Below are 20,894 nucleotides of genomic sequence, written 5' to 3'. Positions count from 1 at the left end.
TGTCCGATGCGGGTTCTGAACATTCACGGGGTGGGCGACGTCCGTCTGGACCCGCGCGATCCGCCGAAGGCCGGCGACAATGACGTCGTGGTGAAGGTGAAGGCCTGCGGCATCTGCGGCAGCGACCTCTCCTACATCAAGTTCGGCGGCATCAACCGCAAGGAAGGCGGGGTCACGCCGATCGGTCATGAGGCCGCCGGCGAGGTGGTCCAGGTCGGCAAGGCGGTCGAGGGCGTCACCGTCGGCCAGCGGGTGGTCATCAATCCGATGCAGACCTCGACCTTCATCGGCAGCGGCGGCCCGGACGGCGCCTTCACCGACGAGGTCCTGGTGGGCGACGCCAAGGTCGGCGACAGCCTGCTGCCGATCCCGGACGACCTGCCGTTCGAGGTGGCCGCCCTGTGCGAGCCGCTGGCGGTCGCCCTGCACGGCGTCAACCGCATGCAGGTGAAGCCTGGCGACAAGGTGGTGGTCTTCGGCTGCGGCCCGATCGGCCTGGGCATGGTGCTCTGGCTGGTCGATCGCGGGATCAAGGATGTGGTCGCCGTCGACCTCGCGCCGGAGCGGCTCGCCCGCGCCACGGCGCTGGGCGCCAAGGCGGTGATCAACGCTGGGACGGAAGATCTCCGCGCCCGCCTGCTGGAGATCCAGGGCCGCACCACGGTGTTCGGCCGTGAAGCGGTCGACGTCGACGCCTACATCGACGCCGCCGGCGCGCCGAGCGTCGTCAACGACGTGATCGGGATGGCGAAGAAGCACGCCAAACTGGTCATCACCGCCGCCTATCTGAAGCCGGTGGAAGTGCTGCTCGGCAAGATGCTGACCACCGAGATGAACATCACCACGGCGGTCGGCTATCCGGACGAAATGCCCGAGGTGCTCGCGGCCCTGCCGCGCCTCAAGGACAAGGCGCAGTCGCTGATCAGCCATCGCTATCAGTTCGATGACGTTCTCGAGGCCTTCGGCGTCGCGGCGACCCCGCAGTCGGCGAAGGTGATGATCGAATTCGGAGACGCCTCGTCATGAGCGACGCCAAGACCGACGCCAAGCCGCCGCTGGCGAGCCTCGTCCTCGCCGGCGAACAGCAGGCCGAAGCGGTCGCCATCAACGACTTCATCTTCATGGCGAAGGACATTTCCAACGCCTACCTGGTGACGACCGCCGACGGCGACCTGCTGGTCAACACCGGCTTCCCGACCAGCGCCGAGCGCAACAAGGCGGTGTTCGCGCCGGTGCGCACCGGGCCCCTGCGCTACATCGTGCTGACCCAGAGCCATCCGGACCATTTCGGCGGCGTGCCGGCCCTCAAGGAGCCGGAGACGAAGATCATCGTCGAGCGCCGCTTCGTCGAGACCGCCGAATGGTACGAGAAGCTCCGGTCCCACGGCGAGCCGCGGTCGCGGAAGCTGTGGGGGGGCACCGTCAGCGTCGGCGGCCCTCGCCTCGAGGTGCCGACCATCACGCCCGACATCGAGGTGGATCGCGAATACGCCTTCGAGCTCGGCGGCCGTCGGTTCGAGGTGCTGTCGACGCCCGGCGGCGAGACGCTGGACTCTCTCTCCGTCTGGATGCCGAACGAAAAGGTCGCCTTCACCGGCAATCTGTTCGGGCCGGTCTTCCTGTCGATGCCGTTCCTCAACACCATCCGGGGCGACAAGCCGCGGCTGGTGGTCCGCTATCTGAAGTCGCTGGACAAGGTGCGCCAGCTCGGCGCGGAGCTCCTGATCACCGGCCACGGCGAGCCGATCCGCGGGGCGGAGAAGATCCGCGCCGATCTCGACAAGATGTACGCCGCCGTTTCCTACGTGAACGAGGCGGTCATCGAGGGCATGAACGCGCATAAGGATGTCTACACCCTGATGCGCGAGATCCGCTTGCCGGATCACCTGAAGATCGGCGAGTTCCACGGCAACGTGCGTTGGGCCGTGCGGGCCATCTGGCACGAGTATTCGGGCTGGTTCCTCTACGACTCCACGACCTCGCTCTATGGCGTTCCCCGCTCGAGCGTGGACAAGGACTTGGTTGAACTCGCCGGGGGCGCCCAGATTCTCGCGGGGCGCGCCCGAGAAAAGCTGGATGGCGGCCACCCCCTGGAGGCCCTACATCTCCTGGACGTGGCGCTGGGCGCCGCGCCTTCGAACTCTGACGCCCTCGCCGTCAAGAAGGACGCGCTCCAGCGGCTTCTGATGGAATCAGGCGGCTCGAACCTTAGCGAAACCATGTGGTTGAAATCTGAAATCGCCGCGGCGGACGCCGCCTTGAACCCGAGGGGAGCCGGCGGCGCCTAGCTTGCGCCGCCTCCCCGAAGTTCGGATGTCGTCCTCAGATCGTAAGTAACCCTATGTCGAAAACGGAAAAACCTGTGGGCCAAAGGCTGACCCATCTCCAGCGCCTCGAAGCCGAGAGCATCCACATCCTGCGGGAAGTGGTGGCCGAAGCTGAGCGCCCGGTGATGCTCTATTCGGTGGGCAAGGATTCCGCCGTCATGCTGCACCTGGCGCGCAAGGCCTTCTATCCCTCGCCGCCGCCCTTCCCGCTGCTGCACGTCGACACGACGTGGAAGTTCAAGGCGATGTACGAGCTGCGCGACCGCATGGCCCGCGAGAGCGGCATGGAGCTGCTCGTCTATCACAACCCGGAAGCGATGGAGCGGAAGATCAATCCGTTCGATCACGGCCCGCTGCACACCGACATGTGGAAGACCGAGGGCCTGAAGCAGGCGCTCGACAAATACCAGTTCGACGTGGCCTTCGGCGGCGCGCGCCGCGATGAAGAAAAGAGCCGCGCCAAGGAGCGGGTGTTCTCGTTCCGCTCGTCCAGCCACCGCTGGGACCCGAAGAACCAGCGCCCGGAACTCTGGCACCTCTACAACGCCAAGAAGTCCAAGGGCGAGTCGATCCGGGTGTTCCCGATCTCCAACTGGACCGAGCTGGATATCTGGCAATACATCCACCTGGAGAACATCCCGATCGTGCCGCTCTACTTCGCGTCCAAGCGGCCGACCGTCGAGCGCGACGGCATGCTGCTGATGGTCGACGACGACCGCTTCCCGCTGAAGCCCGGCGAGGTCCCGGTCGAACGTTCGATCCGCTTCCGGACGCTCGGCTGCTACCCCCTCACCGGGGCGGTGGAGAGCGCGGCGGCGACCCTGCCCGAGGTCATTCAGGAGATGCTTCTGACCACCACCTCGGAGCGCCAGGGCCGGGCGATCGACCGCGATGCGGGCGACGCCAGCATGGAGAAGAAGAAGCAGGAAGGATATTTCTGATGACCGACACCCTTCCTGAGACGATCTACAAGACCGACGCCCTCATCGCCGAGGACATCGACGCCTATCTGGTGCGCCACCAGCACAAGACGCTGCTGCGCTTCATCACCTGCGGCTCGGTGGATGACGGCAAGTCGACCCTGATCGGGCGTCTGCTCTACGACTCGAAGATGATCTTCGAGGATCAGCTGGCGACGCTCGAGGCCGACTCCAAGCGGGTCGGCACCCAGGGCCAGGAGATCGATTTCGCCCTACTGGTCGACGGGCTGGCCGCCGAGCGCGAACAGGGCATCACCATCGACGTGGCCTACCGCTTCTTCGCCACCGAGAAGCGCAAGTTCATCGTCGCCGACACCCCCGGCCACGAGCAGTACACCCGCAACATGGTGACCGGCGCCTCGACCGCCGACCTCGCCGTGATCCTGATCGACGCCCGCAAGGGCGTGCTGACCCAGACGCGCCGCCACTCCTATCTGGCGCACCTGATCGGCATCCGGAACATCGTACTGGCCATCAACAAGATGGACCTGATCGACTACGACCAGGCCAAGTACGACGCGATCCTCGAAGACTACCGGGCGTTTGCGACCAGCATCGGCATCACCGAATTCACGCCGATGCCAATCTCGGGCTTCAAGGGCGACAACATCACCACCAGGTCGCCGAACACCCCGTGGTACACGGGCCCGGCGCTGATGGAGCACCTGGAGACGGTCGAGCTCGACCAGGTCTCCGACCAGGCCAAGCCGTTCCGCATGCCGGTGCAGTGGGTCAACCGGCCGAACCTCGACTTCCGGGGCTTCTCGGGCCTGATCGCCACGGGCGTGGTCCGCAAGGGCGACGCGATGCGGGTCCTGCCCTCGGGCAAGACCTCGACGGTCAGCCGGCTGGTCACGCTCGACGGCGACCTCGACGAGGCCGTCGCCGGCCAGTCGATCACCATCTGCCTGGCCGACGAGGTCGACTGCTCGCGCGGCGACGTGCTGGCGCTGGCCGACAGTCCGCCGGAGGTCGCCGACCAGTTCGAGGCGACCGTGGTCTGGATGGCCGACGAGGCCCTCATCCCCGGCCGGCCCTACTGGCTGAAGCTGGCGACCCAGACGGTCACCGCCACGGTCCAGGCGCCGAAGTACCAGGTCAACGTCAATACGATGGACCACCTGGCGGCCAAGACGCTGGAGCTCAACGCCATCGGCGTGGCCAACCTGTCGACCGACAAGCCGATCGTCTTCGAGGCCTATTCCGCGAGCCGCGATCTCGGCGGCTTCATCCTGATCGACAAGCTGACCAATGCGACGGTCGCCGCCGGCATGCTGCACTTCTCGCTGCGGCGCGCCCAGAACGTCCACTGGCAGGCGCTCGACGTCACCCGCGAGAAGCACGCCGACCTGAAGAACCAGAGGCCGGCCGTGCTGTGGTTCACCGGCTTCTCCGGCGCCGGCAAGTCGACGATCGCCAACCTGGTCGAGAAGAAGCTGGTGCGGATGAACCGCCACACCTTCCTGCTCGACGGCGACAACGTCCGCCACGGCCTCAACAAGGACCTCGGTTTCACCGAAGCGGATCGGATCGAAAACATCCGCCGCGTCGGCGAGGTGGCCAAGCTGATGACCGACGGGGGCCTGATCGTGCTCACCGCCTTCATCTCGCCCTTCCGGGCCGAGCGGACGATGGTGCGCGAGATGATGGCGCCCGGCGAGTTCATCGAGGTGTTCATCGACACCCCGCTGGCCGAGGCGGAGAGCCGTGACGTGAAGGGCCTCTACAAGAAGGCGCGCGCGGGCCAGCTCGCCAACTTCACCGGCATCGACAGCCCGTACGAGCCGCCGCAGGATCCGGAGATCCGGATCGACACGACCAAGCTGACGCCGGAGCAGGCGGCCGACCTGATCGTCGAAAGGCTGCTCGGATGAGCGCGATGAACGACGTCGAGCTCGCCCGGCACATCGCCGAGACCGCTGGTCGGATCCTGGTCGAGCTGCAGGGCTCGGGCCTCTTCGAGGGCAAGACGCTGGGCAAGGCGGGCGACCGCACCGCCAACGCCTTCATCATGGAGGCGCTGGCGACCAACCGGCCGGACGACGGCATCCTCTCCGAGGAGGAGAAGGACAATCCCGAACGGCTGAAGGCCAGCCGGGTGTGGATCGTCGACCCGCTGGACGGCACCCGCGAGTACGGCGAAGGCCGCACGGACTGGGCGGTGCATGTGGCGCTCAGCATCGACGGCCAGCCTGCCATCGGCGCGGTGGCCCTGCCGGGCTTCCCGCTGACGCTCTGCACCGGTGAACCGCCGGTCGTGCCGGCCAATCCCGGCAAGCTGCGCATGCTGGTCAGCCGTACGCGGCCGGCGGCGGAAGCCGTGGCGGTGGCCGAGGCCCTTGACGCCGAACTGGTGCCCATGGGCTCGGCCGGCGCCAAGGCGATGGCGGTGGTGCGCGGCGAGGCCGACATCTACCTGCACACCGGCGGCCAGTACGAATGGGACAACTGCGCTCCGGCGGCGGTGGCCCAGGCGGCCGGCCTGCACGTCAGCCGCGTCGACGGATCGCCGCTGGTCTACAACAACGCCGATCCCTATCTGCCGGACCTGCTCATCGCGCCCAAGGCGATCGCCGAACGCGTTTTGAGCCTGCTGAAGACCATGGAGCCCGTCGCCGGCTAGGCGGCGGGTCACAACAAACAATAAGAAAAAGTCGGAGGATCGCATGTTTCTCGAGCGTCACTACCAGAACGCCTATGTGACCCCCGACATCGACCGGGCCATCGAGACCATGCGCCGGCTGCACGGCGTCACCGACGTCCTCCAGACCGAGGCCACCACCGAAGTCTGGACGCCGAACGGGTCCGGTCCGAATGTCACCAAGCTAGCCTTCATCTGGGTCGGCAACCTGCAGTATGAGCTGATTCAACCTATCTCCGGCCCGTCGGACCTCTACAGCGCCGCGGTCGATCCCGATAAGCTGCTGGTGTTCCACCACATCGCCATGCGGGTGGCCGGCGACTACGACGAGTTCCGCGCCAGCCTCGATAAGCAGGGGCGCTCGGTGGTCATCGAGGGCCACACCCCCAGCGGCCTGAAGTTCTGCTACGTCGACGCCCGCGACACCCTCGGCCATTACCTCGAATACGTCTGGGCGCCCGACGCGATGTGGGCCCACCTCGATCCGAAGGGCGTGACGAACGCTTGACGCCGCACAACGGCGGCAGCTCCGGACAACGGAGCCGGCTTTCGAAGCAGTCGCCCTACCGGCTCGCCCAGGCCTCCAGGATGCAGTTTAGCAGACCATCTTGAGGGCGGACGGGAAGCTGGCCGCGAGCCACGGGTCGACGGCTCGTTTCGAGGTGCGCGGCACGGCGCTCTGACCGCGCTCTATGCACTGACCACTCTCGAGGCATTACCTCACTCCAAAGGCCGTGCGTGCGGGATCAACCCCTCGGCGAGCCTAGCCGCTGTCGCCCCTGGCTCGCGCGGCGGGATCGTCATGTAAGCTCATGCGAACGACGGCCCCGGTTCAGCTCGGCCTTCCATCGGGGGCGGGCACTCAAGGCGCACCTTTCCAAATGACCTACCATGCCTGCTAATTGACGCTTGGCCGTGAGGGTCTCGGGTCGATGCCGCGGCAGAATCGTGTGGATCCCTTCGGCAAGCTTCACGCTGTGAGCGCCTACGGAGACTGGATGGGAAATCGTGGGTGTCTGCACAACGAGCGCCAGGAGATCGTCTCTGAGAGCTGGACGACAAGTGGGTGACGTGCGTGCCCAGAACAGACGGCCCGCCGCGGCGACTCATGCGGCCGGGCTGGTACACCGAGCTCTTCTTCCTAGATGAGGCGACGGCGTTTGCCGCTGGGCACCGCCCTTGCGCCCAGTGCCGGCGCGCCGACTACAACCGATTTCAGCAGGCGTTTTCCGACGGCAACGGCTTGTCTGGTCGGCTTCTGAGCGGCGAGCTCGATCGCCGACTGCAGGCGGACCGCACCGGCCCAAGACGCACCTGCGACGCACACCACCTTCCTGATGGGACGATGTTCGCGGTGGGAGATCGTCCCTGCCTGAAGGCCGGAGATGGCGGGCGCGGCTGGAGCTTTCAGGGGTACGGTGTGCTGGAGGCTCTGCCGCGCGCGCCGGTCGTGGTGCTCACGCCAGCCTCGATCGTGGCGGCGCTTGGCGCCGGATATGCTTGCCAAGTCCGCGGCGGTTGACCTCTCGCGTGGCGACATCCGTGTCGCTACGCTCAACGCGATCCGCTTAAATGCTTGAAAAGATGGTGCCGCTTACAGGACTCGAACCTGTGACCCCCTCATTACGAATGAGGTGCTCTACCAGCTGAGCTAAAGCGGCGTTCCGTCCGGGTGGACGCTGGTATCCTATCTCGTCCCCCAGGCGCCAGGCCGAATCTGAACCCGGCCAGGGCGAAGGAGGCCGCTATTTAGCGGGTCTTCCCGCGCTCGCCAAGCGCCCGCGACATCGCGCCTTCAAGCCTCCTTGTCGATCAGCTGCAGGAGGGCGGCTTCGAGCGGATAGGGCGGGGCGGTCCTGGACGCCAGCTTGACCCGGGCGAGCGGCTTCAGCACCGCCTGGGAGAGGCCGAGCGCGCGCATCTGCGGAGTGGGGTGGGCCCGCAGGATCGCCGCCAGCGCACGTGCGGCGCGCGGCGAATGCAGCAGGACGGTGTCGGCGCGCAGGAGCGGCTTCAACTCGGCCTCGCCGAGCTTCACCGGCCGGGTCTCGTAGAGGGTCAGGCGGCGGGACTCCACGCCGTGGGTCTCCAGGGCGCCGGCCAGGTCGCCGGCGAGCTCCGCCGCGCCGGCATGCAGAACCGCCCCCTTCAGCTCGCCGCGGCGCGCGGCGATGCCGTGGGCCAGGGCCGCGACGTCGCCGTCGGTGGAGAGGACGGAGCGGAATCCGGCCTGGCGCGCCGCAAGCGCCGTGGCGGCGCCGACGGCGAACACCGTCAGGCCGCGGGCGCCGCTGCGCTCGGAGAAGGCCCGCACGCCGTTGGCCGAGGTGAAGGCCAGGGCGGAGACGCCGTCGAGGTCGACCTCCACCTCGTCGAGGTTGTGTACGGCGAGCAGCGGCGCGACCAGGACGTCATGTCCCATCCCCCGCACGCGCTCTGCGGTGGCGCCCGCCCCGGGTTGGGCCCGGGTGATCCAGATCTTCTTCCTGCGGCCGGCCATCGAGGGTGAGTAGGGGGTTGAACCTTAAGCTTTGAACACTAATTGCGCGCTCGGGTCCTTAACTCAGATCCGGCGCGGCCGGATGGCGCAGGGTTGGGGGCCTCAATGGCCGATCGCGTCGCCGGCCGCGGCCTTCACCGCGGCGCCCAGCGACAGACCTAGATCGTGCGCGGACGCTTCGGGCTCAGCAAGCTGGGCGACGTCTGTCTCAGCGCTGTGGCGGAACCGCTGGCGACCGTCGGACGAGAGCGCCTCGACGACCAGTTTCAGCACGCCGTCCTCCAGCCAGGCGTGGGCGCCGATCGCCGTCTTGCAGGAGGCTTCCAGCGCGGTCAGGGCCCCGCGCTCGGCGGCGACGGTGACGATGGTCGCCTCGTGGCGCAGGGCGCGCACCCAGGGCAGGTCGCGGTTCTTGTCGAGGGTTTCGATGGCGAGCGCGCCCTGTCCCGGCGCCGGCGGACATTCGATCGGGTCGATCAGGCTGGTGGGCAGGTGACCCAGCCCCAGCCGCCGCAGGCCGGCGTAGGCCAAGAGGATGGCGTCCACCTCGTCCGCCTGCAGCTTGGCGATGCGGGTGTCGACATTGCCGCGCAGCATCTCGACGGCGAGGTCCGGCCGCCGGTGCAGCGACTGAGCCTGCCGCCGCAGGCTGGCGGTGCCGAGGCGGGCGCCTTGCGCCAAGTCCTCCAGCCGCGCGGGCCCGCGGCTGAGGAAGGCGTCGCGCGGATCCTCGCGCTCGGGAACCGCGGCGATGCACAGGCCGGGCGGCAGGGCCGCGGGCATGTCCTTCATCGAGTGCACGGCGCAGTCGATCCGGCCGTCGAGCAGCGCTTCCTCGATTTCCTTGGTGAAGAGGCCCTTGCCGCCGATGTCCATCAGGCGACGGTCCTGCACCCGGTCGCCGGTCGTGGAGATGATCACCAGCGGGCAGGCGGTCTCCGCCTGCTCGAGCGGGACGCCGAGGGCCGCGGCGATACGGCGTTGCATCTGGCCGGACTGGGCGCGGGACAGCTTGGAGCCGCGGGCGCCGATCCGGACGAGCGGTTGCGTGGGCACGGCGGGCGGTCTACCTCGAACGCGAACGACAGAAGGCCTGCTACAGGAGCGGGCCGTCCCCGGCAACCAATGAGCCCCGCGACTCCCTATCAGACTGTACTGGGCCTCGAGACCAGCTGCGACGAGACCGCTGCGGCGGTCGTGCGCCTGGGCCCCGAGGGCGAGACCGAGGTGCTGTCGTCGGTGGTGGCCAGCCAGATCGCGGCGCACGCCCCCTACGGCGGCGTGGTGCCGGAGATCGCCGCCCGCGCCCACGTTGAGATGATCGACCAGATCGCCGCCGAAGCCCTGGCCCAGGCCGGCCTCGGCTACGGCCAGCTGACCGGCGTGGCGGCGACGGCGGGCCCGGGCCTGGTCGGCGGTGTGATGGTGGGCCTGTCCTTCGGCAAGGCGGTGGCTCTGGCTCGCGGCCTTCCGCTGATCGCGGTCAACCACCTGGAGGGCCACGCGGTCTCCGCCAGGCTGGCGGCGCACATCCCATATCCCTTCCTGTTGCTGCTGGTCTCCGGCGGGCACTGTCAGCTGTTGTCGGTGGAGGGCGTCGGGGCCTGCCGCCGCCTGGGCTCGACCATCGACGACGCGGCCGGCGAGGCCTTCGACAAGATCGCCAAGACGCTGGGCCTGCCCTATCCCGGGGGACCCGCCCTGGAAAAGCTGGCGGAAGGCGGCGATGCGGCGCGCTACGCCCTGCCGCGCATGCTGCTTGGCCGCAAGGACTGCGACTTCTCCTTCTCGGGCTTGAAGACCGCCGCCGCGCGACTGGCTGAGGGCCTGACCGAGGACATCGAGCGGCGGGACCTCGCCGCCGCCGTTCAGACCGCCATCGCGGCTCAGCTGGCCGAGCGCAGCGACCGCGCCATGGCCGCTTACGCCCAGGCTCGCGGCGGCCAGGACCTGAGTTTCGTGGTGGCCGGCGGGGTGGCGGCGAACAAGACGGTGCGCCGCGTCCTGGAGGCGGCCGCCGCCAAGCGCGGCTTCAGCTTCACCGCCCCGCCGCTCGCCTACTGCACCGACAACGCGGCGATGATCGCGCTCGCCGGCGCCGAACGGCTGGCGCTCGGCCAGTCGGACCCGCTGGACGCCGCCGCCCGGCCGCGCTGGCCGCTCGACGAGGCCGCGTCGCTCGCCAACCCTACACATCAGCCGGGACGCAAGGGAGCCAAGGCATGAAGCGCGCAGGGGTGATCGGCGGCGGCGCCTGGGGCACGGCCTTGGCCCAGGTTTGCGCCCGCGCAGGCCTGGAGACCGTGCTCTGGGCGCGCGAGCGCGACGTCGTGGACGGCGTCAACGGCGCGCATGAGAATGCGATCTTCCTGCCGGGCGTGGCGCTGGATCCGACGATCCGCGCGACCAGCGATTTCGCCGACCTCGCGCGCAGCGACCTGATCCTGGCGGTGGCGCCGGCCCAGCACCTGCGGTCCGCCCTGCAGGGTATGGCCGCGCAGATCACCCCGGGACTACCGGTCGTACTCTGCGCCAAGGGGATCGAGCAGGGCACGCTGAAGCTGATGACCGAGGTGCTGGCCGAGACCGCGCCCCAGGCTGCGCCGGCGGTGCTCTCCGGCCCCAGCTTCGCCGGCGAGGTGGCGCGCGGCCTGCCGACCGCGGTGACGCTCGCCTGTCCCGACGAGGCGCTCGGCTGGAGCCTGGCGGAGGCCATCGCCACCCCGACCTTTCGGCCCTACGTCGCCCAGGACATGATCGGCGCCGAGGCGGGCGGGGCGGTGAAGAACGTACTGGCCATCGCCTGTGGCGTCGTCGAGGGCCGCGGCCTGGGCCGTAGCGCCCACGCCGCCCTGATCACCCGCGGCTTCGCCGAGATGACCCGCCTCGCCGTCGCGCTCGGCGCCCAGGCGGAGACGCTCGCTGGCCTCTGCGGCCTGGGCGACCTCGTGCTGACCTGCTCCAGCCCGCAGTCGCGCAACATGAGCGTCGGCCTGGCGCTGGGCGCCGGCCAAAGCCTGGAGCAGGCGCTGGCCGGCAAGCTCTCGGTGGCCGAGGGCGTGGCCTCGGCGCCGGCGGTGCGCGAGCTCGCCGCGCGCCAGGGCGTCGACATGCCGATCTGCGAGGCCGTGGCCGCCATCCTGGCGGGCGAGGCCGGGGTCGACGAGGCGATCGGCGGTCTGCTGTCGCGGCCGCTGCGCGACGAACGTTAGGAGTTTCCATGCCGCTCTTTGTGCTGAACTGCATCGACAAGCCCGACGCCCTGGACGTGCGCATGGGCGCGCGCGAGGCGCACCTCGCCTACGTGCGGCAGTCTCCGGTGGTGAAGATCGGCGGCCCCTTCCTGGACGCCAAGGGCGAGATGGCGGGCTCGATGCTGATCATCGAGGTCGCCGATCTGGCCGCCGCCCAGGCGTTCAGCGCCGAAGATCCCTACACCAAGGCCGGCCTCTTCCAGAGCGTCGACGTGCGGCCGTTCAAACTGACCCTTGGCAGTCTCTAATCCGGCGCGGCCGGCGCCGGGGGAAAGGCTCTGCGCCCTGGCGGAGATCGCCGATCCAGGCGCCAGGGGCTTCCGCTTCCGGCAGGACAGCGCCCTCTTCGCCGGCGTCGTCGTGCGGCGCGGGGCGCTGCTCGCCGGATATGTGGACGTCTGTCCGCACGCCGGCTGGCCGCTCGCGGCCCTCGACGACCGGTTCCTGACGCGCAACGGCGACCACATCCTGTGTTCCGGCCACGGCGCGCTGTTCGACCTGGCGGACGGCGCCTGCGTCGTCGGACCCTGCCTCGGCGAGCGCCTGGCGCCGTGGCCGATCACGCTTCGGGGCGGGGACGTGTTCACCGCCTGAGCAGGGTCCGCCCGCCTCGGGGCGCCGGGTCGCGGTTAAGGATGTCTTAAAATTAAGACTCGCTTATCGATGCTCTGATCAACTATTGGGGCGCTTCCTGGAACGAAGATTGGGCCAGCGAGTGCTTCTGAAATTGCGAAATCATCTGGCGCGCCATCACGCCGTACACGTGGCTGGGATGCAGGTGAGCCTGGTTGCTGTGCTTTGCGTCGCTTTCGCCGTTGCGTCTGGCGGCGCCCTTCCCGCCTACGCCCATCTCGAGGACGCGCGCACCGCAAAGCCGGTCCTGGTTCAGCCCGTCTCGGCGCCCCCCATGATCGTCGAAGCGGCGCCTGAGGCGGAGCCGGCCGACGCCGCGGTGATCCGCCTGCAGGACATGTCGCCAGAGGCGGCGCGCCTGTGGAACGCCTCGAACCCGCTCTCCACCTCGCCGAATCCGCCCGCCAAGCCGTTCAAACTGGCCGCCGAAGGCATGCTGGACGAGGCGCGCGCCACCGACTGCATGACCGCCGCCATCTACTATGAAGCCGGCTACGAGAGCGCCGACGGCCAGCGCGCCGTGGCCCAGGTGGTCCTGAACCGGCTGCGCAACCCGCTCTTCCCGAAGACCGTCTGCGGCGTTGTCTTCCAAGGCTCGGATCGTTCGACCGGGTGCCAGTTCACCTTCACCTGCGACGGCGCCCTGGCCCGCAAGCCGGCCGAGGATGCCTGGGAACGGGCGCGCAAGGTCGCCGTGGCGGCCCTGAACGGCTACGTCATGAAGAAGGTCGGCAACGCCACCCACTACCACGCCAACTATGTGGCGCCGTACTGGAGCCCGAGCCTGGTCAAGGTCGGCGTGGTCGGCCAGCACATCTTCTACCGCTGGACCGGCGGCCTGGGCCGCCCGCCCGCCTTCGGCGGTCGGTATGCCGGCGGCGAGATGACCGGCCTGCAGATCGCCACCCTCGACAACCTGTCGCGCGGCTCCGCCAAGCTGGCGGCGACCGCCCAGGCTACGGTCGACGCCGCCGCCGCAACCCCGCCGCAGCAGGTCGTGGCCCTGGTCGAGGTCGCGCCGGCGCCGAAGTCCCAGGCTAGCGCCGTCAACAGCACGGACCAGATGGTCAACGCCAGCGCCGTGGCGCAGGACGCCGAAGCGCTCTTGAAGCAGAGCAAGGCCGGCTGGCAGCGCGCTGGCAGTCCAGAAGGGCCGCCGCGCATCGCCCGCCCCACCGCCGACTTCTAACGCCCTTCCCGATCGCATTGGATCAATGCGATCGGGCAAGACGGGCCGCCTGCCTCGAGCCGGGCGGTACGTGCTCTAGGCGGGCGCGCCGGGCGCGGGCTCGGCCGAGAAGCGCGCGACGTCTTCGATCAAGGCCGCGGCGGCCGCAGCCACCAGCTCTGCGCCCTTCTCGGGCGAAGCCTGGGCCGGATCTGACCCCATCCGCCCGTCCGGATAGCGCGCACGGAAATCCAGGGCTTCGCGGATCGGTCCGGTCGGGGCGATCTGCGGGGCGTAGTTCGCCGCCTTGATGGAGTCCGGATAGGCCCACTGGGTGATGGCGATCTCCGAGGGGGTGGCGTGACTGCCGTGGCCGGTCGGGAATTGGCGGCTGGCGATCCGCATCACCCCCTTGAGGTCCCACCAGTTCTGCAGCTTGCAGGCGAAGCCGCGCGGACGGCCGGCGTAGCTGGCCTCGGCGTAGAGTTCGGAGAAGGCGGCCTCGATGGTGGCGACGTTACCGCCGTGGCCGTTGAGGAAATAGAGCTTCTCGAAGCCATGGCCCGCCAGGCTGCGGCACCAGTCGCCGATCGCGGCCATGAAGGTCGACGGCCGAAGCGCGATGGTTCCCGGAAATCCCAGATGGTGCTGGGCCATGCCGATGTTGAAGGTCGGCGCGACGAGGATGTCCGCCGACGTCTGCGCCTCGTGGGCGACGATCTCGGGGCACATCCAATCGGTGCCGAGTAGGCCGGTCGGACCATGCTGTTCGTTCGAGCCGATCGGAATGACGACGGTCTTCGACCGCGTCAGATAGGTTTCGATCTCCATCCAGGTGGATTTGTGCAGCAGCATCGCCAAGTCCCATCGTTCAGCATCTCCGCATAGTCCCTCCGACCGGCCGCGATAAGGGCTTAAACGACATAGTTTTCACCGCGGCTTATGGGAAAAATCGGCTGCGACGAACTGTCCGTTCGCGCCTGCGCCGGGCTCGCGATGACTGCTGAAGGCGGCGGTAGGACCGCGGTATGGCCCGGCGTTTGCTCGTTGTTGAACTGTGGTCGTCACCCCCGGCGCGAAGCAGCTTGACCGTAGACTTATGGAGTGCTGGCGAATCGCGAGAAATACATTCGCTCATCATAAGGTTTGACCAGGTAACAACCTACATACAATTCATAGTAATACCCGAACTTCTGGTATATGTGTGAGTTATATTGCATAAGGTTGCCGATAACACCTCGGCCATTAAGCAACAATTTATACCTTTAACGGCCTTATCCTCGACATAAACCCCAAAATGGGGCGAGGGGGCTATGATTACACCACAAAGCAAAACGCTTAACTCGCGCACCAACCTGATCCGCGCCGCGATTGCGGCCGTGGTCGCCTTTGGGCCCAGCCTCGCGCATGCGGATCCCGCCAAGGATCTGCAGGTCGCCGGCCGCGCGCTGACCTTCTTGGAAAACGGGCCGACGGGACGTGTTGTCCTCGGCGTCGTCTTCGATCCCGCCAAGCCGGCCTCAGTGGCCGAGAAGAACGCGGTCATGGCTGCGATCGGCGGCGGCTACGCCGCAGGCGCCGTGACCCTGGTGGGCAAGCCGGTGGAGGCCGACGACGTCGCCGGCGTGGCGGGCGTGAACGCCCTCTTCGTCACCGGCGGCGTCAACTACGGCGCGGTCGGCTCGGCCGCCAAGGCCCGCAAGATCGTCACCATCGGCTCGGCGCCGGCGTGCGTGAACAGCGGCGCCTGCGTCATGGGGGTCACGACGGATCCCAAGGTCGAGATCGTCGTCAATCGGTCCGCGGCAGCCGCCGTCGGAGTCGCCTTCAAGGCGGCCTTCCGAATGATGATCAAAGAAATCTAAGCGGCAGAAAGCTGAAATCATGAAGAATAGAAATCTTCTCGCAGCCGGCGTCGCTGGCCTCGCGCTCGCCGCCGCCTTGCCGGCGGCCGCGCAATCGATCGACTACGGCTCGCTCGAACAGATGTTCAACGAGCCGGTCACCACCAGTGCGACGGGCTCGCCGCAGCGCTCAAGCCAGGCGCCGGTGGATATGGACATCATCACCGCCCAGGACATCCAGCGCTCGGGCGCCACGGACCTGCCGACCATCCTGTCGCGTGTCCCGGGCCTTGACGTCCTGCCCTGGAGCGCCGCTGCGACCGACATCGGCGTGCGGGGCTACGACAACGCCATGTCGCCGCGCCTGCTGGTGCTGGTGAACGGCCGCCAGGTCTATCTCGACTTCTACGGCTACACCGCCTGGTCGGCCGTGCCGGTCCGGCTGGAAGAGATCCGGCAGATCGAGGTGGTCAAGGGCCCGAACGCGGCGCTGTTCGGCTTCAACGCCGTCTCCGGCGTGATCAACATCATCACCTACAATCCGAAGTACGACGACAAGAGCTTCGTCACCGGCCGCGTCGGCGCCCACGACTACAAGGAAGCCTCCGCCGGCGGCACCTTCAAATTCGGCGACCGCTTCGCCGGCCGCCTGAGCGGCGGCGTCTCAAAGCAGGACGAGTTCAAGAACAGCCTCACCAGCACCTTCGACGCGGACAGCCGCGCGACGGTCAACCTCGACACCGTCACCGAGCTCGCCGACAAGCTCGAGCTGCGCGTCGAAGGCGGTTGGGCCCACAGCCTCGAGAATATGGTCCCGGGCGGCTCCGGCTACCTCGGCACGAAATATGTGGTTTCCGACGTCAAGGGCACGCTGAACTGGGACACCAAGGTCGGGGCCCTGCAGGCGCAGGCCTACCAGAACCGCGTGACCGCGAAGTTCGGGACCGGCAGCAAGGCGATCAACAAGATCGCCGTCGCCAACGTCCAGAACCTCTTCAAGATCGGCGCCGACCACACCTTCCGCGTCTCGGCCGAGTACCGCAAGACCGACATGCCGGTCAGCGGCGACGGCCTGATCAAGTACGACGTCAAGTCGGCGGCGGGCATGTGGAACTGGCAGGCGCTGCCCAAGCTCAGCCTGACCACGGCGGCGCGCTACGACGACCTCGAGCTGCAGCGCGTCGGCGGCTTCCCGACCGGCCTGACCGGCATCGTCACAAACGCCGCCTTTGATCGCCGGATCACCCTGCCGAGCTACAATCTCGGCGCCGTCTGGCAGGCGACCGACATGGACACGGTGCGGGCGACCTACGCCCGCGGCGCGCAGATCCCGTCGCTCTCCGCCCTGGGGTCGCTCATCGCGCTTGGCGCCAACAGGATCTACGGCGGCAGCCCGACCCTGCAGCCGACCATCGTCACCAACTACGGCGTGTCCTATGATCGGGCTCTTCCGCAGATCGGCGGCAGCGCGAGCGTCCGGGCCTTCTACCAGAAGTCCAGGGACATCATCGGGCTGCCCGACCTCGCCCAGCCTGACGTTGTGACGCCGGCGCTCACCGTCTTCAGCTACGCCAACGTCTCCGACTCCAAGATGAAGGGCGTCGAGGTCGTCGTGAAGGGCGCCTACAAGAACGGCGTCCGGTGGAATGCGAACTACGCCTACACCGACGTCGAGGACAGCCCGAAGACCGGCTACACGGCCGCCAATCTCATCGGCAAGTCGGCGGCCTACGCCCTGACCACGCCCAAGAGCCGCGCCAACCTCAACATCGGCTGGGACAACGCCCAATGGAGCGTGGACGGCTTCGTCCGCTACCAGAGCAAGTATGAGATGAAGGCCGTCACCCAAACCCGCGGTGCGATGGAAACGGTCGGCAGCTACGGCACGCTCGCCGCCAACGTCGCCCGCAAGTTCGAGCAGGGTTTCACGGTGGCGGTGAGCGGTCAGGGCCTGACCAAGAGCCGTCAGCGCCAGACCTCCGGCATCGAAGTCGACCGTCGCGTCTTCCTGACGCTCAGCAAGACCTGGTGATCTGACAGCGGCCCCGCCTCGCGGCGGGGCCGCTCCTTACTTGGGAGACCGAGATGAAATCGCTCCGCTTCGCCGACCTCTCGCTCGTGGTGAAGATGGCGCTCGCGCCGGCTTTCGCCATCGTCGTCCTCGCCGCGGTCTCCGCCGGCGGGTTCTATACCCAGCAGCTGCAGGGCAAGGCGCTCGACCACGTCGTGCAGCACGACATGAGCACGAGCCTCAAGCTCGCGACCGTGTCGAAGCGCATCACCGCCGCTCACTTGCAGATCTATCAGCTGCTCACCGCCCAGGCCCAGAACCCGGCCGGCGGCGCGGAGGGCTCGGCCGAGAAGGTCCAGGCCCTGCTCGGCGAAGTCGACGCGATCAAGACCGACCTCACCAAGCTGAAGGCCGACATTCCGGCCGAGCAGCAGGCGAACTTCGCCAAGGTCATCAAGGACCTGGTGGACTACCGCGGCGGCATCGAGGTCGTGGGCTCCATGCTGGGCGTCGACTTCAACACCGCCGCCTCGTTCGTCGCGCCCTTCGAACAGCAATACACCCGCATGACCACCAACCTGGAGGGTGCGGTCATGGCCGTGCAGGCCGGTTCGGCGGCGCGCGCCACCAAGAGCGCGGCCGACGCCAAGCTGGTCGGCGAAGTTGTCCTGGGCGGATCGCTGCTCACCCTGCTGGCCGTGGTGGGCCTGTCGCTAGCGACCATCCTCGGCGTCAAGCGCGGCATCAACGACATCGCCGGCGCGACCGAAACCCTTGCCGGGGGCGACCACAGCGTCGACACTGACAAGCTCGCGCGTAAGGACGAGCTTGGCGCCATCGTCCGCGGCCTGGTCGTCTTCAAGGAGAACCAGCTGCGGCTGGCGACCATGCGCAAGGAGCAGGAAGAGGCGCAGGTGCGCGAGACGGCCATGCGCGAGCAGGTCGAACGCGACCGCGCCAAGGCCGAGGAAGAGCAGGCCTCGGTGGTCCGCGCCCTGGCCGACGGCCTCTCGCGCCTGAGCCAAGGCGACCTGACGCATCGTGTGCACGAGGCCTTCAGCCCCGAGTACGAGCAGCTGCGTGCGGACTTCAACGCCGCGGTCGAGAAGCTGCAGCAGGCCATGCAGGTGATCTCTCAGAACACCTCGCAGATCGGCTCCAGCGCCGACGAGATCGCCGGGGCTTCCGACGACCTGTCGCGCCGGACCGAGCAACAGGCGGCCAGCCTGGAGCAGACCGCTGCGGCCCTCGACCAGATCACCGCCACCGTCAAGAAGTCGGCGGAAGGCGCCCAGAACGCCCGCTCCGCCGTCCAGACGACCAAGACCAGCGCGGCGACGGGCGGCGAGGTCGTCCGTCAGGCCGTCCAGGCCATGGGCGAGATCGAGAAGTCGGCCGGCCAGATCACCCAGATCATCGGCGTCATCGATGAGATCGCCTTCCAGACCAACCTGCTGGCCCTGAACGCCGGGGTCGAAGCGGCCCGCGCCGGTGAAGCCGGCAAGGGCTTCGCGGTCGTCGCCTCCGAAGTGCGGGCGCTCGCCCAACGTTCGGCGGACGCCGCCAAGGAGATCAAGGCGCTGATCTCGGCCTCGAGCCAACAGGTCGGCCAGGGCGTCGACCTGGTCGGCAAGACCGGCGAGGCGCTGCAGCAGATGGTGTCCCAGGTCGAGCAGATCGATCTGCTCGTCTCGGAGATCGCCTCTTCGGCCCAGGAACAGGCGACCGGCCTCAACGAGGTCAACAGCGCCGTCAACCAGATGGACCAGGTCACCCAGCAGAACGCCGCCATGGTCGAGCAATCGACCGCGGCGACGCACGCCCTGCGCGGGGAAGCCAACGAGCTGCGCCGCCTGATCAACGAGTTCAAGGTCGGCGATGCGCCGGCGGCGGGCTCGCGGATCGCCCCGGCGACGCACGCTTCGCGACCGGCGGCTTCGGAGCCCCGGCGCATGACCGAGCGGTTGCACAAGGCCTACAGCGGCGGCGCCGCGACGGCGACCGCGGTCCAGTCGGACTGGGAAGAGTTCTAAGGGCTCGTCTCAGACCAAGGCGAGCGATCTGACTTGCGCGCGTCTGGCCCCTGGCCAGGCGCGCGCTATCCTGTCCGCCCATGGCTCAGGCGCCGGGTTTCTCGGGTTCCGGCGCGACCGGGATGGTGAAGCCCGCCGGCGCCATGCCGACCAGCCGCCAGCCGGCGCTGAGCTTGGCGAAGGTGAGCAGGCAGGCCTGGGCGGGCGTCTGGTCGTGAACGCAGACGGTGTTCCGGCCCACCGCCTTGAGCAGGGCGGCGGCCTGCGCCCGCGACGGCGCGGCGCTCAGCGGCCCGCCGGAGGCGGCCTCGACCAGCCGAAAGGCGTGCGGGGAGATCATCCGGTCCAGGGCTGCGTCCGACGCGCCGCCTTCCACCGACAGGGTGTTGGCCTGGGCCACCCGCAGCAGCTGCTGGCGCAGGTCAGAGCGCACCGCCGCGCGATCGACCACCGCCTCGAAGCCGTTGGAGTCGTCCGACCAGGCGGAGGTCAGCAAGGCCTGGACCACGCCGGCCTCGGGCCGCTCCGCCGGCTTGCGCGCGCACGCCTGCGCGATGACCATCAAGACGGCGAACGCCGCGACCCAATGCTTACGAACCATCGGCGGGACCATGGCGAGGCGAGTCCGCGTCGGCAAGCGCAGCTGTAGGCCGCAGTTGCGCGTAATGCCGCAGGACCGCTATTCGTCCCCAGCTTTTCAGCGGCTGGGCGAAGGAAGGGCGTGGATGTCCGACGGCGAGGCCGAAAAAGTGAGCGGATCGGCCGCGTCTGCGCGGGGGTACGATCCCGCCCGTCCGCTGTTCTCGCTGCACGTCCCGAAGACCGCCGGCACCAGCTTCCGGAACGACCTCGAGGGCTGGTTCGGCCGCGAGCAGATGGCCTTCCACTATCGTGGCGACCAGGGCGAGCCGCCGGCGCGGGCGCCGCTTCGGCCCGGCCTCTGCGTGCATGGCCATTTCAACCGGCTGCGCGGCATCGGCGTGCGCCAGTACTATCCCGAGGCCGACCAGCTGATCGTCCTGCTGCGCGACCCCTTCGACCGATTCGTCTCCACCTGGCGCTATCTGCATTTCCAGATCCGCAGCGGCGTGTCCGCGCCGGACTTCGCCGACGCCCCGGACCTGGAGACCTGGCTGGACCGGCGCCGGGCGGTGGACCCGACGGAAGACCCATTTTCCTTCCTGGCCCAGCTCGCCGATCCGACCGATCCGGCCGATCCCGCGGCGGTGTTCGGCCCGCAGTACCTGGCGGTCGGGGTGACCGAGCGCTACGTCCAATCGGTCGAGCTCATCGCCGCCGTCCTTGGGCGTCCGCCGCCGGCCGAGGTCACGCGCTTGAACCGGGCCGGCGAACCGCACCGGCTTGGCGATCCGGCCGAGGCGCGGCCTGATCTGCGGCAGGTCTACGAACGCGCCTTTCCACTGGAATATGCCGTCTACGCCGCCGCCCTCGCACGTCTTGAGGCCGGGCGGCGCACGTTCGGGCTCTAGACGTCAGCCAAGC

General features: G+C 68.3%; 20 protein-coding genes and 1 tRNA gene. 16 read left to right on the top strand and 5 right to left on the bottom strand.

Annotation, left to right across the window (positions count from 1 at the left end; genetic code table 11):
• Window positions 1-6 precede the first annotated feature (6 nt).
• The 7 genes from ACSQ2B_RS15880 to ACSQ2B_RS15850 all read left to right on the top strand — a co-directional run bounded on the left by ACSQ2B_RS15880 (window position 7) and on the right by ACSQ2B_RS15850 (window position 7,470).
• Window positions 7-1,026 carry a zinc-dependent alcohol dehydrogenase gene (locus ACSQ2B_RS15880; RefSeq protein WP_436051306.1) on the top strand — a complete coding sequence of 340 codons (1,020 nt, stop codon included), beginning with the start codon at window positions 7-9 and terminating at the stop codon, window positions 1,024-1,026.
• Window positions 1,023-2,288 (top strand): MBL fold metallo-hydrolase, encoded by a 1,266-nt coding sequence (locus ACSQ2B_RS15875; protein ID WP_436051304.1) that lies wholly within the window; start codon window positions 1,023-1,025, stop codon window positions 2,286-2,288. The genes ACSQ2B_RS15880 and ACSQ2B_RS15875 overlap by 4 nt, the downstream gene beginning before the upstream one ends.
• Window positions 2,289-2,341: 53 nt before the next feature.
• Window positions 2,342-3,268 carry a sulfate adenylyltransferase subunit CysD gene (gene cysD, locus ACSQ2B_RS15870; RefSeq protein WP_436051302.1) on the top strand — a complete coding sequence of 309 codons (927 nt, stop codon included), beginning with the start codon at window positions 2,342-2,344 and terminating at the stop codon, window positions 3,266-3,268.
• A complete protein-coding gene (cysN, locus tag ACSQ2B_RS15865; protein ID WP_436051301.1) occupies window positions 3,268-5,181 on the top strand; it encodes a sulfate adenylyltransferase subunit CysN in 1,914 nt (637 codons plus the stop codon). The genes cysD and cysN overlap by 1 nt, the downstream gene beginning before the upstream one ends.
• Window positions 5,178-5,930, top strand: a complete 753-nt coding sequence (locus ACSQ2B_RS15860) for a 3'(2'),5'-bisphosphate nucleotidase CysQ (protein WP_436051299.1) — start codon at window positions 5,178-5,180, stop codon at window positions 5,928-5,930. Before cysN ends, ACSQ2B_RS15860 begins: the two co-directional genes overlap by 4 nt.
• Before the next feature lie 43 nt (window positions 5,931-5,973).
• On the top strand, window positions 5,974-6,456 hold the full coding sequence (locus ACSQ2B_RS15855; protein WP_436051297.1) for a VOC family protein: 483 nt from the start codon (window positions 5,974-5,976) through the stop codon (window positions 6,454-6,456).
• A gap of 600 nt (window positions 6,457-7,056) precedes the next feature.
• Entirely contained in the window at window positions 7,057-7,470 is a 414-nt protein-coding gene (locus tag ACSQ2B_RS15850) for a hypothetical protein (RefSeq protein ID WP_436051295.1), read from the top strand.
• Between the two features lie 63 nt (window positions 7,471-7,533).
• Here ACSQ2B_RS15850 and ACSQ2B_RS15845 read toward each other — a convergent pair.
• From ACSQ2B_RS15845 to hemC, 3 genes are all read right to left on the bottom strand, one after another.
• Window positions 7,534-7,609 (bottom strand) — tRNA-Thr (locus ACSQ2B_RS15845).
• Between the two features lie 134 nt (window positions 7,610-7,743).
• Window positions 7,744-8,448, bottom strand: coding sequence for a uroporphyrinogen-III synthase (locus ACSQ2B_RS15840; RefSeq protein ID WP_436051293.1), 705 nt, complete (start codon window positions 8,446-8,448; stop codon window positions 7,744-7,746).
• A gap of 102 nt (window positions 8,449-8,550) precedes the next feature.
• Window positions 8,551-9,504 (bottom strand): hydroxymethylbilane synthase, encoded by a 954-nt coding sequence (gene hemC / locus ACSQ2B_RS15835; protein ID WP_436051291.1) that lies wholly within the window; start codon window positions 9,502-9,504, stop codon window positions 8,551-8,553.
• Between the two features lie 69 nt (window positions 9,505-9,573).
• Between hemC and tsaD the strand changes: the two genes are divergently transcribed.
• The 5 genes from tsaD (at window position 9,574) to ACSQ2B_RS15810 (ending at window position 13,524) form a co-directional block, all read left to right on the top strand.
• The gene (gene tsaD / locus ACSQ2B_RS15830) at window positions 9,574-10,674 is read left to right on the top strand and encodes a tRNA (adenosine(37)-N6)-threonylcarbamoyltransferase complex transferase subunit TsaD (protein ID WP_436051290.1); all 1,101 of its coding nucleotides are present in this window, start codon (window positions 9,574-9,576) and stop codon (window positions 10,672-10,674) included.
• The gene (locus tag ACSQ2B_RS15825) at window positions 10,671-11,660 is read left to right on the top strand and encodes an NAD(P)H-dependent glycerol-3-phosphate dehydrogenase (protein ID WP_436051288.1); all 990 of its coding nucleotides are present in this window, start codon (window positions 10,671-10,673) and stop codon (window positions 11,658-11,660) included. Before tsaD ends, ACSQ2B_RS15825 begins: the two co-directional genes overlap by 4 nt.
• An 8-nt stretch (window positions 11,661-11,668) precedes the next feature.
• A complete protein-coding gene (locus ACSQ2B_RS15820) occupies window positions 11,669-11,950 on the top strand; it encodes a YciI family protein (protein ID WP_436051286.1) in 282 nt (93 codons plus the stop codon).
• Window positions 11,937-12,296: a Rieske (2Fe-2S) protein gene (locus ACSQ2B_RS15815; protein WP_436051285.1), complete on the top strand. Its 360-nt coding sequence runs from the start codon at window positions 11,937-11,939 to the stop codon at window positions 12,294-12,296. The genes ACSQ2B_RS15820 and ACSQ2B_RS15815 overlap by 14 nt, the downstream gene beginning before the upstream one ends.
• A gap of 184 nt (window positions 12,297-12,480) precedes the next feature.
• The gene (locus tag ACSQ2B_RS15810; RefSeq protein ID WP_436051283.1) at window positions 12,481-13,524 is read left to right on the top strand and encodes a cell wall hydrolase; all 1,044 of its coding nucleotides are present in this window, start codon (window positions 12,481-12,483) and stop codon (window positions 13,522-13,524) included.
• A 75-nt stretch (window positions 13,525-13,599) separates the two neighbouring features.
• On the opposite strand, the gene ACSQ2B_RS15805 is transcribed toward ACSQ2B_RS15810, so the two are convergent.
• Window positions 13,600-14,358, bottom strand: a complete 759-nt coding sequence (locus ACSQ2B_RS15805; RefSeq protein ID WP_436051281.1) for a creatininase family protein — start codon at window positions 14,356-14,358, stop codon at window positions 13,600-13,602.
• 458 nt (window positions 14,359-14,816) lie between these two features.
• Here ACSQ2B_RS15805 and ACSQ2B_RS15800 point away from each other — a divergent pair, with 458 nt between their 5' ends.
• From ACSQ2B_RS15800 to ACSQ2B_RS15790, 3 genes are read left to right on the top strand one after another with little or no spacing between them, the layout of a single operon-like run.
• Window positions 14,817-15,368: a hypothetical protein gene (locus ACSQ2B_RS15800; RefSeq protein WP_436051279.1), complete on the top strand. Its 552-nt coding sequence runs from the start codon at window positions 14,817-14,819 to the stop codon at window positions 15,366-15,368.
• Window positions 15,369-15,387: 19 nt separating this feature from the next.
• Complete coding sequence (locus ACSQ2B_RS15795) at window positions 15,388-17,379, top strand: TonB-dependent receptor plug domain-containing protein (protein ID WP_436051277.1); 1,992 nt, start codon at window positions 15,388-15,390, stop codon at window positions 17,377-17,379.
• A gap of 53 nt (window positions 17,380-17,432) precedes the next feature.
• On the top strand, window positions 17,433-19,391 hold the full coding sequence (locus ACSQ2B_RS15790) for a methyl-accepting chemotaxis protein (RefSeq protein ID WP_436051276.1): 1,959 nt from the start codon (window positions 17,433-17,435) through the stop codon (window positions 19,389-19,391).
• Between the two features lie 85 nt (window positions 19,392-19,476).
• On the opposite strand, the gene ACSQ2B_RS15785 is transcribed toward ACSQ2B_RS15790, so the two are convergent.
• Window positions 19,477-19,992, bottom strand: coding sequence for a hypothetical protein (locus tag ACSQ2B_RS15785; RefSeq protein ID WP_436051274.1), 516 nt, complete (start codon window positions 19,990-19,992; stop codon window positions 19,477-19,479).
• 124 nt (window positions 19,993-20,116) lie between these two features.
• Here ACSQ2B_RS15785 and ACSQ2B_RS15780 point away from each other — a divergent pair, with 124 nt between their 5' ends.
• Window positions 20,117-20,881: a sulfotransferase family 2 domain-containing protein gene (locus tag ACSQ2B_RS15780; RefSeq protein WP_436051273.1), complete on the top strand. Its 765-nt coding sequence runs from the start codon at window positions 20,117-20,119 to the stop codon at window positions 20,879-20,881.
• The last annotated feature ends 13 nt before the right edge of the window (window positions 20,882-20,894 follow it).

Origin of the sequence: Phenylobacterium sp. LjRoot225 (assembly GCF_964252855.1) — a bacterium.
In the GTDB taxonomy this organism is placed as follows: domain Bacteria; phylum Pseudomonadota; class Alphaproteobacteria; order Caulobacterales; family Caulobacteraceae; genus Phenylobacterium.
The sequence above is the reverse complement of the archived record's forward strand: the minus strand, read 5'-3'. Positions and strand labels throughout refer to the sequence as shown.

Coding starts and splice junctions, on each gene's coding strand:
- ACSQ2B_RS15880 (WP_436051306.1), top strand. CDS start 7: ATGCGGGTTCTGAACATTCACGGGGTGGGCGACGTCCGTCTGGACCCG.
- ACSQ2B_RS15875 (WP_436051304.1), top strand. CDS start 1,023: ATGAGCGACGCCAAGACCGACGCCAAGCCGCCGCTGGCGAGCCTCGTC.
- cysD (WP_436051302.1), top strand. CDS start 2,342: ATGTCGAAAACGGAAAAACCTGTGGGCCAAAGGCTGACCCATCTCCAG.
- cysN (WP_436051301.1), top strand. CDS start 3,268: ATGACCGACACCCTTCCTGAGACGATCTACAAGACCGACGCCCTCATC.
- ACSQ2B_RS15860 (WP_436051299.1), top strand. CDS start 5,178: ATGAGCGCGATGAACGACGTCGAGCTCGCCCGGCACATCGCCGAGACC.
- ACSQ2B_RS15855 (WP_436051297.1), top strand. CDS start 5,974: ATGTTTCTCGAGCGTCACTACCAGAACGCCTATGTGACCCCCGACATC.
- ACSQ2B_RS15850 (WP_436051295.1), top strand. CDS start 7,057: ATGCGGCCGGGCTGGTACACCGAGCTCTTCTTCCTAGATGAGGCGACG.
- ACSQ2B_RS15840 (WP_436051293.1), bottom strand. CDS start 8,448: ATGGCCGGCCGCAGGAAGAAGATCTGGATCACCCGGGCCCAACCCGGG.
- tsaD (WP_436051290.1), top strand. CDS start 9,574: ATGAGCCCCGCGACTCCCTATCAGACTGTACTGGGCCTCGAGACCAGC.
- ACSQ2B_RS15825 (WP_436051288.1), top strand. CDS start 10,671: ATGAAGCGCGCAGGGGTGATCGGCGGCGGCGCCTGGGGCACGGCCTTG.
- ACSQ2B_RS15820 (WP_436051286.1), top strand. CDS start 11,669: ATGCCGCTCTTTGTGCTGAACTGCATCGACAAGCCCGACGCCCTGGAC.
- ACSQ2B_RS15805 (WP_436051281.1), bottom strand. CDS start 14,358: ATGCTGCTGCACAAATCCACCTGGATGGAGATCGAAACCTATCTGACG.
- ACSQ2B_RS15800 (WP_436051279.1), top strand. CDS start 14,817: ATGATTACACCACAAAGCAAAACGCTTAACTCGCGCACCAACCTGATC.
- ACSQ2B_RS15795 (WP_436051277.1), top strand. CDS start 15,388: ATGAAGAATAGAAATCTTCTCGCAGCCGGCGTCGCTGGCCTCGCGCTC.
- ACSQ2B_RS15790 (WP_436051276.1), top strand. CDS start 17,433: ATGAAATCGCTCCGCTTCGCCGACCTCTCGCTCGTGGTGAAGATGGCG.
- ACSQ2B_RS15785 (WP_436051274.1), bottom strand. CDS start 19,992: ATGGTTCGTAAGCATTGGGTCGCGGCGTTCGCCGTCTTGATGGTCATC.
- ACSQ2B_RS15780 (WP_436051273.1), top strand. CDS start 20,117: ATGTCCGACGGCGAGGCCGAAAAAGTGAGCGGATCGGCCGCGTCTGCG.